This window comes from Lacrimispora amygdalina (genome assembly GCF_003432035.1).
Classification (GTDB): Bacteria; Bacillota; Clostridia; order Lachnospirales; family Lachnospiraceae; genus Lacrimispora; species Lacrimispora amygdalina.
Window position 1 is genome coordinate 19,339 of the sequence record NZ_QOHO01000045.1, and the last position, 14,579, is coordinate 33,917.

General features: G+C 42.8%; 14 protein-coding genes. 12 read left to right on the forward strand and 2 right to left on the reverse strand.

Annotation, left to right across the window (positions count from 1 at the left end; translation table 11 throughout):
- Window positions 1–376 precede the first annotated feature (376 nt).
- The 8 genes from rsxC to DS742_RS14695 all read left to right on the forward strand — a co-directional run bounded on the left by rsxC (window position 377) and on the right by DS742_RS14695 (window position 7,956).
- Window positions 377–1,699 (forward strand): electron transport complex subunit RsxC, encoded by a 1,323-nt coding sequence (gene rsxC / locus DS742_RS14660; RefSeq protein WP_117417722.1) that lies wholly within the window; start codon window positions 377–379, stop codon window positions 1,697–1,699.
- Window positions 1,700–1,710: 11 nt separating this feature from the next.
- Window positions 1,711–2,634: an RnfABCDGE type electron transport complex subunit D gene (locus DS742_RS14665; protein ID WP_117417723.1), complete on the forward strand. Its 924-nt coding sequence runs from the start codon at window positions 1,711–1,713 to the stop codon at window positions 2,632–2,634.
- A gap of 1 nt (window position 2,635) precedes the next feature.
- Window positions 2,636–3,250, forward strand: a complete 615-nt coding sequence (locus DS742_RS14670; RefSeq protein ID WP_117417724.1) for an RnfABCDGE type electron transport complex subunit G — start codon at window positions 2,636–2,638, stop codon at window positions 3,248–3,250.
- 11 nt (window positions 3,251–3,261) lie between these two features.
- Window positions 3,262–4,056 carry an electron transport complex subunit RsxE gene (gene rsxE / locus DS742_RS14675; RefSeq protein ID WP_117417725.1) on the forward strand — a complete coding sequence of 265 codons (795 nt, stop codon included), beginning with the start codon at window positions 3,262–3,264 and terminating at the stop codon, window positions 4,054–4,056.
- A 12-nt stretch (window positions 4,057–4,068) separates the two neighbouring features.
- Entirely contained in the window at window positions 4,069–4,644 is a 576-nt protein-coding gene (rsxA, locus tag DS742_RS14680; RefSeq protein ID WP_117417726.1) for an electron transport complex subunit RsxA, read from the forward strand.
- 18 nt (window positions 4,645–4,662) lie between these two features.
- Window positions 4,663–5,451 (forward strand): RnfABCDGE type electron transport complex subunit B, encoded by a 789-nt coding sequence (locus tag DS742_RS14685; protein ID WP_117417727.1) that lies wholly within the window; start codon window positions 4,663–4,665, stop codon window positions 5,449–5,451.
- 516 nt (window positions 5,452–5,967) lie between these two features.
- Complete coding sequence (locus DS742_RS14690; protein WP_117417728.1) at window positions 5,968–6,732, forward strand: C39 family peptidase; 765 nt, start codon at window positions 5,968–5,970, stop codon at window positions 6,730–6,732.
- Window positions 6,733–6,816: 84 nt separating this feature from the next.
- Window positions 6,817–7,956: a hypothetical protein gene (locus DS742_RS14695; protein ID WP_117417729.1), complete on the forward strand. Its 1,140-nt coding sequence runs from the start codon at window positions 6,817–6,819 to the stop codon at window positions 7,954–7,956.
- Between the two features lie 81 nt (window positions 7,957–8,037).
- Here the strand turns inward: DS742_RS14695 and uxaC are convergent, their stop codons facing one another.
- On the reverse strand, window positions 8,038–9,435 hold the full coding sequence (gene uxaC / locus DS742_RS14700; protein WP_117417730.1) for a glucuronate isomerase: 1,398 nt from the start codon (window positions 9,433–9,435) through the stop codon (window positions 8,038–8,040).
- 29 nt (window positions 9,436–9,464) lie between these two features.
- Window positions 9,465–10,466 (reverse strand): LacI family DNA-binding transcriptional regulator, encoded by a 1,002-nt coding sequence (locus tag DS742_RS14705; RefSeq protein WP_117417731.1) that lies wholly within the window; start codon window positions 10,464–10,466, stop codon window positions 9,465–9,467.
- Between the two features lie 215 nt (window positions 10,467–10,681).
- On the opposite strand from DS742_RS14705, the gene DS742_RS14710 reads away from it, so the two are divergent.
- The 4 genes from DS742_RS14710 to DS742_RS14725 all read left to right on the forward strand — a co-directional run bounded on the left by DS742_RS14710 (window position 10,682) and on the right by DS742_RS14725 (window position 14,412).
- The gene (locus DS742_RS14710) at window positions 10,682–11,443 is read left to right on the forward strand and encodes an IclR family transcriptional regulator (RefSeq protein WP_117417732.1); all 762 of its coding nucleotides are present in this window, start codon (window positions 10,682–10,684) and stop codon (window positions 11,441–11,443) included.
- 110 nt (window positions 11,444–11,553) lie between these two features.
- The gene (locus tag DS742_RS14715; protein ID WP_117417733.1) at window positions 11,554–12,204 is read left to right on the forward strand and encodes a bifunctional 2-keto-4-hydroxyglutarate aldolase/2-keto-3-deoxy-6-phosphogluconate aldolase; all 651 of its coding nucleotides are present in this window, start codon (window positions 11,554–11,556) and stop codon (window positions 12,202–12,204) included.
- Between the two features lie 34 nt (window positions 12,205–12,238).
- Entirely contained in the window at window positions 12,239–13,270 is a 1,032-nt protein-coding gene (locus DS742_RS14720; RefSeq protein WP_117417734.1) for a sugar kinase, read from the forward strand.
- Between the two features lie 116 nt (window positions 13,271–13,386).
- Complete coding sequence (locus DS742_RS14725) at window positions 13,387–14,412, forward strand: sugar kinase (protein WP_117417735.1); 1,026 nt, start codon at window positions 13,387–13,389, stop codon at window positions 14,410–14,412.
- The last annotated feature ends 167 nt before the right edge of the window (window positions 14,413–14,579 follow it).

The following is a 14,579-nucleotide window of genomic DNA, read 5'->3' on the forward strand; positions in this document are numbered from 1 at the left end:
ATGAATATGATAGTTAACTTTCTAACAATGAGTTAAATTTAATAAAAATTTAACAAGACAAAATGTATAAAAATAAAAACAATAGTTCTAAATCTTATTTATTTTGTTTTTAAATGTGTGCAAAAAGAAATGATTGTTTTTTTGAGAAAACATAAACGATTGTTATAACGCATAATTGTTTAACATTTAACAATAAATTCTGACTTTCAAGTGCTGTTTTGTTCCACGAATGGAAAGATCTGCATTTGGAACACAGTATACAATATGTAATTTCGGATTGTTTCACATTCCGGATTGTGTTATACTTATTTCGGTGACAAAATGAGAAAAATTTGTCGGGAGAGATAAAGAATTGTAGAGAAAGAGGGTTAGTCTAATGGGTTTGGCTACATTTAAAGGCGGCATTCACACCTATGAGGGAAAAGAACTGTCGGAAAATAAACCAGTGCAGGTACTGCAGCCAAAAGGCGAGATGGTGTTCCCGCTGTCCCAGCATATCGGCGCGCCTGCAAAGCCTCTGGTGGCAGCAGGTGACCAGGTATTAGTTGGTCAGAAGATCGGAGAGGCAGGAGGTTTTATTTCTGCCTGTGTAATCAGTTCCGTTTCAGGAACAGTAAAAACCATTGAACCAAGAATGGTCGCAAACGGCTCCATGGTAATGTCAATCATCGTTGAGAATGACGGAAAATATCAGGAGACGGAAGGATTTGGAAAAGAGAGGGATCCCAAAGCCCTGTCAAAAGAAGAGATACGTGATATTGTAAAGGAGGCCGGTATCGTAGGTCTTGGCGGAGCAGGATTCCCCACACACGTAAAGCTGACACCAAAAGATGAAACAAAAATTGATACCATCATCGTAAACGGAGCAGAATGCGAACCATATCTGACATCCGATTACCGGATGATGCTCGAAGAGCCGGACAGCATTGTGAAAGGTCTGAATATCATTCTTCAGCTGTTTGACAATGCAAAGGGCGTAATCGGTATAGAAGACAATAAGCCGGAAGCAATCAGACTGATGACAGAGCTTGTAAAAGATGAACCGAGAATCACGGTTTGTCCGTTAAAGACAAAATATCCACAGGGCGGAGAGCGCTCCCTGATCTATGCGGTTACAGGAAGAAAGATCAATTCTTCCATGCTTCCGGCTGACGCAGGCTGTATCGTGGATAACGTGGATACGGTTATTTCCATCTACAATGCCGTAGCAAAGTCCACCCCGTTAATCAGAAGAATTATTACGGTTACCGGCGATGCCATAACAAATCCACAGAATTACAATGTGAGGACAGGAACAAATTACGCTGAGCTGTTAGAGGCTTCCGGCGGATTTAAGACAGAACCGGAAAAAGTGATTTCCGGAGGACCGATGATGGGGCAGGCGCTGTTCAACATGAATATACCTGTTACAAAAACCTCCTCTGCGCTTACCTGTATGTCAAAGGATGAGGTTGCACTGAATGCGCCGACAGCCTGTATCCGCTGCGGCAGATGTGTAAACGTATGCCCCAGCCGCGTGGTTCCACAGATGATGATGCAGGCGGCTGTAAGATCTGACATAGATGCATTTGTAAAATTAGATGGTATGGAATGCTGCGAATGCGGCTGCTGTGCGTATGCCTGTCCGGCAAAACTGCCTTTAACCCAGGCATTTAAAGAGATGCGCAAAACAGTGATTGCAAGCAGAAAGAAAGCGTAGGAGGGTGAAGTATGAGTAAATTATTAAACGTATCATCATCACCTCATGTCAGAGATCAGGTAACATCACAAAATTTAATGCTGGATGTAGCAATTGCCATGATCCCGGCTACTGCGTATGGTGTATATCAGTTTGGAGTAAAGGCTGCACTGGTTCTGCTTGTCAGCATTTTATCCTGTGTATTAAGTGAATATGTATTTGAAACCCTGATGGGTAAGCCGGTGACTGTCAGTGACGGAAGTGCACTTGTAACCGGAATGATTCTTGGACTTAACATGCCTCCGGCAATTCCGTTATGGATGCCATTTTTAGGCGGTGTATTTGCGATCATCGTTGTAAAACAGCTTTACGGCGGTCTGGGACAGAACTTTATGAACCCGGCTCTTGCAGCAAGATGCTTTCTTTTGATCTCCTTTGCAGGTCCCATGACCACGTTTACATATAATGACGCGGTCGTAAGCCCTACACCTCTTGCAGCATTTAAAGCAGGGCAGTCTGTTGATGTGGCTTCCATGTTTATCGGAAGAATTCCAGGTACCATTGGAGAAGTTTCCGTTATCGCGCTGCTCATTGGTGCAGCATATTTAATCGCCAGAAAAGTTATATCAATCCGGATTCCGGCAGCCTATTTAATAACATTTTCCCTGTTCGTTTTTATCTTCGGACAGCATGACCTGATGTATGTGCTGACTCATTTGTGCGGCGGCGGTATTATTTTTGGTGCATTCTTCATGGCAACTGATTATGTAACCAGTCCGGTTACCCCAAAGGGACAGATTTACTTTGGTATTCTTTTAGGTGTACTTACCGGTCTGTTCCGGCTTTTCGGAGGGTCTGCAGAGGGAGTATCCTATGCGATCATCATCAGCAATATTCTTGTGCCGCTGATTGAGAAGATATCTCTTCCAAAAGCATTTGGAAAGGAGGGCAAATAAGATGAAGAGTGGCGGATTTATGAAAGACGCGTTAATTTTATTTGTCATTACTCTGGCTTCCGGCTTTCTGTTAGGCGGTGCTTATCAGATTACGAAGGCACCGATTGAAAAAGCAACTCTTGCAGCCAATATTGAGGCATATAAAGCAGTGTTTCCGGAAGCGGCGGATTTTAAGTCTGATGATAAGATGAAGGCAGCCATTGAAACCTGCAATACAGAACTGCTGACACAGAACTTTGGCAATGTAGGCGTAAACAATGCACTTCAGGCGGTAGATGGAAGCGGTACGCTCCTTGGTTATGTTATCACGTCCCATTCGGATGACAGCTATGGCGGTACAGTAGAACTTTCTGTGGGAATTAAAGCTGACGGAAGTATAAGCGGAATTGAATTCCTGGCAATCAGTGATACTCCGGGCCTGGGACTTAAGGCAAAGGAACCGGCATTTAAAGACCAGTATAATGGTAAGAGTGCAGAATCACTCACTGTTACCAAGTCCGGCAATGCAGGCGATGCTGAGATCAATGCCATCAGCGGTGCTACCATTACATCAAGTGCAACTACCAATGCTGTCAATGCGGCATTGTATTATGTGCATCACTATATGAATCAGTAGGAGGTGGGAAGATGAACAACAAATGTACAGAACGTTTATTTAACGGTATCGTAAAAGAGAACCCGACCTTCGTGCTGATGCTCGGTATGTGTCCGACTCTGGCTGTTACCACATCTGCGATAAACGGAGCAGGTATGGGACTTTCCACGACTGTGGTACTGTTATTTTCCAATTTGATTATTTCTGCTATGCGTAAGATTATTCCGGACCGTGTCAGAATTCCGGCTTACATTGTTATTGTAGCGACTCTTGTTACGATTGTGCAGCTGCTTTTACAGGCCTATGTACCAAGCCTGTATTCCGCTCTTGGAATCTATATTCCGCTGATCGTTGTTAACTGTATTATCTTAGGACGTGCGGAATCCTATGCTTCCAAGAACGGGGTGGTGGCCTCCACCTTTGACGGACTTGGTATGGGACTTGGCTTTACTATCGCCTTAACCTGTATCGGACTTGTTCGTGAGATTTTAGGTTCAGGTGCAGTATTCGGTCATACCTTTATTCCGGAGAACTACCATATCGCTATTTTTGTTCTGGCTCCGGGGGCATTCTTTGTACTTTCAATTTTAACTGCCCTGCAGAACAAATTCAAAGCGCCGTCTGCAACCAATGGTTCAGTTCCTCCATCCAAGTTAGCCTGCGGAGGCAACTGTATGTCCTGTTCCGGTTCTTCCTGTATGTCAAACCATGAGGTTTTGGAAACCAGAAAAAGACAGGCAGAAGAAGAAGCGCTTGCAGCTAAGAAAGCAGAAGTAGCCAGAAAAGAAGCAGAATTGAAAGCTGCAACTTCCAAGAAAGACGAATAGGAGAGTGGATCGATGAAAGAATTATTATTAATTGCCATTGGCTCTGCGCTGGTCAACAACGTAGTGCTCAGTCAGTTTCTCGGCCTTTGTCCGTTCCTTGGAGTTTCCAAAAATGTGAAAACTTCTGCCGGCATGGGCGCGGCTGTTATCTTTGTTATTACCATCGCATCATTTGTTACCAGTGTCATTTATAAGAGTGTATTAGTGGGACTTCATCTGGAATTTTTACAGACCATCGTATTTATTCTTGTAATTGCGGCCCTGGTACAGTTTGTAGAAATGTTTTTAAAGAAATCCATGCCTGCACTTTATGAGGCACTGGGTGTGTATCTGCCTCTGATTACAACCAACTGTGCTGTTTTAGGTGTGGCACTGACCAATGTGCAGAAGGATTATAATATTCTGGAGAGTGTTGTAAACGGTGTGGGTATTTCCGTTGGTTTCACCATTGCCATTATCATGCTGGCTGGTGTCCGTGAAAGAATCGAATATAATGACGTTCCTCATTCCTTTAAGGGATCACCGATTGTTCTGATTACCTCTGGCCTGATGGCGATTGCATTTTTCGGATTTTCCGGATTAATTTAAGGGGGGAGACGAAAGAATATGATAACAGGAATTATTTTTGCGGCAGCCGTTGTAGGCATTATCGGTATTCTGATTGGCGTATTCCTCGGCATTGCCAGCGAGAAATTTAAAGTTGAAGTTGATGAAAAAGAAATCCTGGTCAGAAATGAACTGCCGGGAAACAACTGCGGCGGCTGCGGCTATGCGGGCTGTGATGCTCTTGCAAAAGCCATTGCTGCAGGCCAGGCTGATGTTGGTGCCTGCCCTGTAGGCGGTGCCTCCGTAACAGAAAAGATCAGTCAGATCATGGGTGTATCTGCTGGTGCAGCTGAGAAAAAGGTTGCATTTGTTAAATGTAAAGGTACCTGTGATAAGACAAAAGTTCAGTATAATTATTACGGAATTGATGACTGCCGGAAGATCTCAGTCGTACCAGGTGCTGGTGAGAAGGCATGTGTTTATGGCTGTATGGGATACGGATCATGTGTGAAAGCATGTGAATTTGATGCAATCCATGTTGTGGACGGCATTGCAGTCGTTGATAAGGAGAAGTGCGTTGCCTGCGGCAAATGCGTGGCTTCCTGTCCAAACAACTTAATTGATCTGGTTCCTTATAAGGCAGAGTACTTAGTTCAGTGTAACTCCCACGACAAAGGAAAAGATGTTAAGGCTAAATGCGATGTCGGCTGTATTGGCTGTACCATGTGCATCAAGCAGTGCGAATTTGATGCCATTCATATGGACAATAACGTTGCAGTTATTGATTATGAGAAATGCACCAACTGCGGTAAATGTGCTGCTAAGTGTCCGGTTAAGGTAATTATATAGTATAAGAAAAGAGTGCTGTAATATTGATTGTTTTATAATAATCTTTTATTGCAGCACTTATTTTATACATATTTTTAAACGGATTTGACAGAAAAAAACAAATAATTATAATACGATATTACTGACAGTAAGCAGTGGAAGGAAGGAGAACACAACGGATATACGGCAGGAAAAGGTTCGATACTGAATGTTGGGCGAGTGCCTGAAAAGCACACTCTCAACATTCTTTTTATTGTAATAAAATACATCCACCCCAGAAAGGCGCATTTTACTACATATAAACTGCTATTTTCAACATCATCCCGTTTTTTGTAGAATTTTGTTGTATACTGAATTTGTGATTCATTCACTTGCAACTGCAGTTGGAACCGGTTTCTTAAAAGGTGTAAGTTTAGGAGGTGAGTCCAAAAAGTTTATACATCAGCTTTTCGCATTAAGTGTATTTCACGAAGATTAACCGGTTATCCGGCAATAGTAAACGGAAGTACCAACAAAAGAAAATGGAGGGTAATCAATATGAAAAAGTTACTTTTAATGTTTTTGACTTTAACGATGGCGGTGTCCGCCAACTGCATTTCCTTTGCAGCCCAGGGAGACTCAGCAAAGGAATATATAGAAGCGAAAACGGTATCTGTAAACGGGGAAAGCAGACCTGCAGGCGGAGATATTGTAAAAGCTCCAAAAGGTGCACGTTCAGCAAGACCACAGGATAAATCAGGTTTTAAAAAGGATGATCTGCTGAGCGAAAGTCTTTCACGCCAGGCATCAACTTCCTGGAAGTATTTAAACGGATATACCGTATACAGCCAGATCACTAATTATAATTGTGGTCCGGCGTGTGTTCAGGCAGCATTAAATTATCTTGGCGTTTCCCGCAACCAGTCGGACATTGCAAGAGGCTGCAGGACAACCACCAACGGTTCTTATATTGCTGATATGGTAACATATATTAATGGGCAGCAGACCAGGAACAAATATGTTGGAAAATATAACCAGTCCTCATCTGAGATGAGCAGATTACTGTACAGTGGAGTATCCACATCAAACGCAGCACCTATCATTGGACTGACCTTTTCAACCAGTGACGGATGGCTCTATTCAACAAATGGCCATTTTATGTCCGTGTACGGAGCAAAAAGTGATAAGTCCGCATTTGCTCTGGGCGATCCATGGATCGGGTATTCCGGTTCAGGGTTAGGCGGAGAATCCTGGACATATACCAAGTCCGCTGCTACTCTTTATAAGGCATATAATAAAGTAAATATTGGATTAATGTATTAAATTTATTAATATCAGGATCTGGAAAAGACTGAGGGGATATTTCCCTTTCGTCTTTTCCTGTGTAGAGAGGGAGTTTTTGAATATATGAACAGGAAAATCAAAGGTTTTATCGTGCCGTTAATCATGCTATGCATCCTATTCCTGTCAGGCTGTCAGATCCGTTCTGACCAGGGAAGCACCGGTGAATACTCATCAAGTAAAGTCCAGGCATACAATGCGACCTTTGATAACTCTGCTTTAAGGACGTATATTGATATTTATGAAACCAAATTATTGTATATGGAGATGAATGGACCGGCTGCGGATTTTTTTATTTATAATTTTCAGGACGGAAGCAACAAAAAAATTTTAACCGTAGATAATTTTGCTTTAAAAGGGATAAGCAATGCATTAATAAAGAATACTCTCTATTTTTATGTTAGTTTATATAATGGGGATGAATTAGAGAATAGCTTGTATGCCGTGGATTTTTCAACAGATAAAATGGTTCCAGAATCAAAAAACATGTATTCCCAGAAGCTGATTCCATTAACAAACCTGGATAATAAACTGGTATCTCTGCAAGGGGATTACTCAGAAACTGGGGGAGTAAAATCTTTTATGGAGACCCTGGACAGCAGCAAAAACATGGTACAGGTCAGGCCGCATACAAAAGCTGAGATGCAGGATTCCAACAAAGATAATAGATCACGACAGATTTTATATATTACAAGTGATGAGAAATATTTATATACTATAGAAAAAAGTAATTCCGGTTCAGATATGAATTGCTTTATTGCAAAATATGATACGGATTTTTCCTTTATCAGTGAAACAGACATAACAGATGTCTTGAAGAAGTATGAAATAACCAGTGGGATAGGTTCCTTTTTCGTGTTTCACAATTATTTTTCCATTACGGATTATTCCAATAATACGATTGTCTGTAAGTTTGGTGAAGGTGATAACCAGGTTCTTTTATATGAGAATGATGTTGAGTGTGTCCGTGATTATTCCCAACCCAGTCCATATCAATTTCTATATAAAAGAAATACCAACGAAATCTATAAGCTGGATACAGGAACAGGAAAAATTGAGATGCAGAATTTTAGTCTGGAAAATGACACATCCAGCATCCGCGACATGCTTTCCTATGGGGAGAAACTCCTGATTGTAAAGCAGCCGGATTCAGACAGCGGGAAAGAAAGTGTATATTTAATTCCGCAGAATTATGAAAAGCAGTAATAGTACAGATAAAAGAAAAGGTGCCGCAAAGTCGCTGTAAATCAGCAATTTTTTGCGGCACACTGCTTTTCTGAAAATAATTTAGAAGCCAAAATATTTTACAGCATTGTTATAGGAAATGCCTTCGATAATCTCTTTTAATGCTTTCTGATCATCCGGATATTCTCCGTTATCTACCCAGCCGCCTACCAGCTCACAAAGAATTCTGCGGAAATATTCATGTCTGGTATAAGATAAAAAGCTTCTGGAATCGGTGAGCATACCGATGAAGTTTCCAAGGCAGCCTAAATTAGCAAGAGAGGTCATCTGCTCTGTCATTCCGGTTTTGTGATCATTAAACCACCATGCAGAACCCTGCTGGATCTTGCCTGGGAACTGGCTCTGGAAGCAGCCTAGGATTGTTCCGATGGAAGCGTTATCATTGGGGTTTAAGGAATAGATGATTGTCTTTGGTACCTCATCTGTAGCGCTTAAAGCGTTGAGATAATCAGCCATCTGTGCAGAAGGAGCGTAGTTGTTGATGCAGTCAAATCCGGTATCAGGTCCTAACTTCTCAAACATAAGGGCGTTATTGTCTCTCTTGCAGCCGTAATGAAGCTGCATGATCCATCCCATGCGGTTGTATTCTTTTGCCGCAAATACCATAAATGCAGTTTTGTATTTCAGTTCTTCTTCCTTTGTTACAGCTTTTCCGGAGATGCTCTTTGCAAAGATTGCATCAAGCTCTGCATCGTCGGCAGGTACATACATCACGTACTCAAGAGCATGGTCAGAAACGCAGCAGCCCTGGCTGGCGAAGAATTCCATACGGTTCTTCAAAGCGGCCTTTAAAGAAGCAAAATCCTTGATTTCCATGCTGCTTGCGGCAGACAGTTTTGCAATATAAGCTGCAAAATCAGGCTTCTCCACATTCATAGCCTTGTCCGGTCTCCATGCCGGAAGAACCTTTACCTCAAATGTGGAATCTGCAGCGATTTTCTGGTGCCATTCCAAGGTATCGGCAGGATCATCCGTGGTACAGATTAATGTTACATTGGACTGTCTGATTAAATTGCGGACACTCATGGAGTCCTGATGAAGCTTTTCATTGCATAAGTTCCAGACTTCTTCCGCTGTATCTCCATTTAAATAGCCGGTATAGCCAAAATATCTCTGAAGCTCTAAATGACTCCAGTGATAAAGCGGGTTCCCGATCAGTTTTGGCATGGTTTCTGCCCATTTCTGAAATTTTTCCCTGTCAGTGGCATTTCCCGTGATGAATTTTTCTTCTACACCATTAGAACGCATCTGACGCCATTTATAATGATCGCCGCCCAGCCATACCTGAGTGATGGTATCGAATTTGCGGTCTTCATAAATTTCCTGTGGATTAATGTGGCAGTGATAGTCTACGATAGGCATCTTTGCCGCATAATTGTGATAAAGATCTTTTGCAGACTGGGTAGACAGTAAAAAGTCCTTGTCCATAAACTGTTTCATGTTAGAGAGTCCTCCTTAAATATATGTGATTAGAAATTAGTAGTACCTCGTTTAATCAGCTCTGGAGTAATGGTAGTCTTAGCAGGCACATTGCCTCCTTCTAACACCCTCATCAACGTATTGACGGTAGTGGTGCAGAGAGCCTCAACCTTGTTGTCCACGGAAGTAATTTCGGGTGTGGTGCACCGGGACAATATGGAATTATTATATCCGATGATGCTTAAACCCTCAGGGATGGATATTCCGGTCTGATTTGCATATTTTACCGCACCAACTGCCAAAATATCCTCAGCAGCAAGAACGGAGTCAAATTTTATTCCGGAAGCGGACAGTTCCTTAAGCTGTTCCATGGCAAGATCGGGATCTTTTGAGCAGAGAACCATAAGTTCATCCCGCACCGGTAAATTGGCGGAGACTGTAGCCTGGCGATAGCCTGAGAGCTTACGCAGATTGCTGTAAGAGGTGCCGGAATAAAGATATAAAAGCGCTGACCGGCCTGACTCATAAAGCTTTGTTGCAGCAGAATAAACAGCAGCCTGATCGTCACAGACCGTACTGTAAATCTGTCCCCCTTCCAGACAGCCGTTGACCAGCATAATGGGAATGTCTTTGGCGGCTTCCATGAGATATGCATTGTCTCTGTCTTTCGCCTCCACATAATGGGAACCGGTAAGAATAATGGCATCCACACGCTTGGAACGCAGCAGTTCCAGATACTTCTTTTTGGTTTCGGGAAGATAGCCGCTGCAGCATAAGATGGAATCATATCCGCTGCTTCTCAGCTGCTTTTCCAGATAATAGACAGCCTCTGCAAGCCATGGGTCAGAGGAATCCGCACACATGATTCCAATGGTCTTCATGGTGTTAAGCCCCAGGCTTCTGGCGAACACATTCGGTGTATAGCCAAGCTCGTCCATGACAGCGAGAACCCGTTTCCTGGTCTTTTCACTGACATTGGGATTCCCGTTAATCACGCGGGAGACGGTGGCGATTGAAACATGAGCATGTTCGGAAACATCGTAAATATTCAAAAGCATTCCCTCCGTAATTGTAAGTATTTACATTCCTAGGTTATTATACATAATTATGGTATATATTACAATCCCTCATTTATTTTTTTTGTAAATTAATACAGAAAATCCGTATAATCCTGTAAACACTTACAAATACTTCGTATATGCGAAAATAATCTTGCTTTTTTATAGATCCCGGGAGTATACTAGATTCTGGAAATGGAGGCTATACCATGAAACTTAACAGAACCACACAGCGTACAGTAGAAATCCTGAAGCTTATTTCGAAAACACCGGAAGGCGCGACGTTGGATGATATCTGCCAGAAACTGGACCTCCCCAAGACCAGCGCCTACGATATCGTAACCACTCTGGGAGAGATGGGCATGGTTAATGTGACCCGGGGGCAGAAGCAGAACTATACCATTGGTTTAATGGCATACCGGATCGGTGTGAATTATACCAATAATCTAAACTTTATCGGAACCATTGAGCCGGTACTGAAGGCATTTTCAAAGGAAGTAGGCAAAACCGTTTTTTTCGGAGTTCCATCGGATCATCATGTTGTATACATATGTAAGTTCGAACCGGAGAATCCTATCATTACAACAGCTACGGTTGGATCGAAAAATCCAATGTACTGTACTTCCTTGGGGAAGGTGATTCTGGCTTACAGTGATGAGGAGAACAGAGATCAGATCATCAGCCGCATCCGATTTACCCGGCATACAGAACGAACCATTGAAAACAGAGAAGGCCTTCTTGCTGAACTGGAAAAGGTCAGAGAAAGAGGGTACGCTTTTGATGCAAGAGAGATGGAAGAGCATATGCAGTGCGTGGGTGCTCCGGTTTTTGACCGGGATGGCAACGTACTGGGAGCAATCAGCATATCCAGCTTATATAAGCCGGCAGAGGATTACGAGGCTCTTGGAAAGCTGGTCTCCAGGAAGGGAATGGAGGTTTCCAGGTTATTAGGCTTTCTTGGAAAAATATGAGGAATACTTATTGACAAAATGCCTGGAAGCGATTAATATTTCAAGTATAAGAATCGTAAATATGAAGTTGATTCGTATATGCGAATTTAAAAAAGGAGAGAAGAACAATCATGAAAAAAGAACAAGTTTTATCAAAGATGAAAAAAGACTGTCTGGTTGCTGTTGTTCGTGCGAAAAGCCTGGAACAGGGCGAGAAGGTCGTTGATGCAATTATTGCAGGCGGAATTAATTTTATTGAAATCACTATGACTATGGATGAAGGAAACCCAATTGAATTCATCGCCAGAATGTCTGAAAAATATAGCGCCAATGATGATGTTGTAATCGGAGCAGGTACTGTTCTTGATCCTGAAACTGCAAGAGCAGCAATCCTTGCAGGCGCAAACTATGTGGTAAGCCCAGGCTTAAACGTAGAGACAATCAAGCTTTGCAACCGTTACAGAGTACCGATGCTTCCAGGCGTTATGACTCCTACCGAAGCAATCACTGCACTGGAGTGCGGATGTGATGTAATCAAGATCTTCCCGGGCAACATCATGGGACCGGCAGCGATCAGCTCCTTTAAAGGACCCCTTCCACAGGGTGACTTCATGCCATCCGGCGGTGTTGACGTTGATAACGTTGACAAGTGGATCAAGGCAGGCGCATATGCCGTTGGTACAGGCAGCAGCCTGACAAAGGGCGCAAATACAGGCGATTTTGCAGCAGTTACCGCAAAAGCAAGAGAATTTGTTGAGGCAGTGGCAGCAGCTCGCAAATAATAGAAAACAACTTAAGAATTAAGGAGAATACAAAATGGCAAAGATCGTAACCATGGGCGAGATCATGTTAAGATTATCTACCCCGAACAATGAAAAATTTATTCAGGCGGATGAATTTGATGTAAACTACGGCGGCGGCGAAGCAAACGTAGCCGTTTCACTTGCAAATTACGGACACGAGGCTGAATTCGTTTCAGCAGTTCCGAAGAACCCGATCGGAGAGTGCGCAGTAGCGGCATTAAGAAAATATAATGTTGGAACAAAGCACATTGCAAAGACCGGAGAAAGACTTGGTATTTACTTCTTAGAGACAGGCTCCGCCATGAGAGCTTCTACCGTTGTATACGACAGAGCGCATTCCTCTATCTCTACAGCAACAGCAGCAGACTTTAACTTTGATGAGATCTTTGAGGGCGCAGACTGGTTCCACTTTACAGGAATCACTCCTGCTGTCAGCGACAGTGCAGCAGAACTGACTGAGGCAGCTTTAAAGGCAGCTAAGGCACACGGCGTGACTGTATCCGTTGACTTAAACTTCCGTAAGAAATTATGGTCTTCTGAGAAAGCTCAGAAGGTTATGACAAACTTAATGCAGTATGTTGATGTATGTATTGGTAACGAAGAAGATGCAGAGAAAGTACTTGGCTTCAAGCCAGGCAACACAGATGTAACTTCCGGAGAACTGGAATTACAGGGATATGTAGATATCTTCAATCAGATGGTTGACAAGTTCAACTTCAAGTATGTAATCAGCTCTTTACGTGAAAGCCATTCTGCTTCCGATAACGGCTGGTCTGCATGCATTATGGATGGTACAACCCGCGAATTCTATCATTCAAGAAAGTATCACATCACACCAATCGTAGACCGTGTAGGCGGCGGAGATTCCTTCGCAGCAGGCGTAATCTGCGGTATGGCTGATAAGAAAGATTTCAAGGCTGCTCTGGAATATGCAGTAGCTGCTTCCGCATTAAAACATACCATTCCTGGCGACTTCAACCTTGTATCCAGAGAAGATGTTGACAGCCTGGCTGGCGGTGACGGATCAGGACGTGTTCAGAGATAATTTAACTGGACTGATTTTGGCAGAAGATATGACTGCCTCTAACTGAACGGAGAAAGACATCGGGGGTCATTATGCAATGACCCCCTTTTTTTAAAATCTATGGAGGAACGATCAAGATGAGTGACAGACCATTTGATTTATTAAGCCTGGGAGAACTGCTTTTACGTCTGTCTCCGGATGGAGTGGAAAGGCTGGTCCGGGGAGATTCCTTTCAAAAACAGGTTGGCGGAGCAGAGTTAAACGTTGCGGTAGGTGCGGCTCTTTTAGGGCTTCATACCGGTGTGGTAACACAGCTTCCAGCCAATGACATGGGAAATTTTATAAAGAATAAAGTGCGTTCTTATGGAATCAGTGATGATTATTTCGTGTATGATCAAAGTTCCAATGCCAGACTTGGTCTTTATTATTATGAATATGGTGCATATCCCAGAAAACCCAAGGTGATCTACGACAGAAAGAACAGCTCTTTCTATAATATCAGTGAAGCCTCTTTTCCGGATGATATGTATAAAGCAACTACCTGCTTTCATACCACCGGCATTACCCTCGCTTTATGTGAGAATACAAGAAAAACCGCCATTGATATGATACGCAAATTCAAAGAAAGCGGCACTATCATTTCTTTTGATGTAAATTTCCGTGGAAATTTATGGACAGGAGAGGAAGCAAGGGCCTGCATCGAGCAGATACTTCCTTATGTGGATATTTTCTTCTGTTCAGAAGATACGGCAAGACTGACCTTTAAGAAAGAAGGAACAGCCAAAGAGATGATGAAGAGCTTTACTAAAGATTACCCCATCTCCATCGTGGCATCTACGCAGAGAATCGTACATAGTCCGAAGAGCCATACATTCGGTTCTATTATTTACGATGCTGCGAGAAACGAATATTATGAGGAAGAACCTTACCATAATATTGATGTAGTGGATCGGATCGGAAGCGGAGATGCCTATATAGCAGGTGCGCTTTATGGTCTTTTAAGCACTGGCGGGGACTGCATGAAGGCGGTTCAGTACGGCAATGCCACTGCAGCTTTAAAAAACACCATACCAGGTGATCTTCCTACCTCTGACTTAAGTGAGGTTAATACCGTAATTCGGGAACACAATGATAAGGGACCTCAAAGTGAGATGAGCAGATAGCGCTGCAGGTTTATGAAAAGACAGGCGGAGCAGGATATTTATAATCCTGTTTCGCTTTTTGTGTTATAGAAGCTCGCTGCAGTATCGTACCCTCCTTACAGCAGAGGAGCAGTGCTGAAAATCAATGGGAGAGAAGGATTAGAAAAAGGCCTGGATCCATGAAAAAC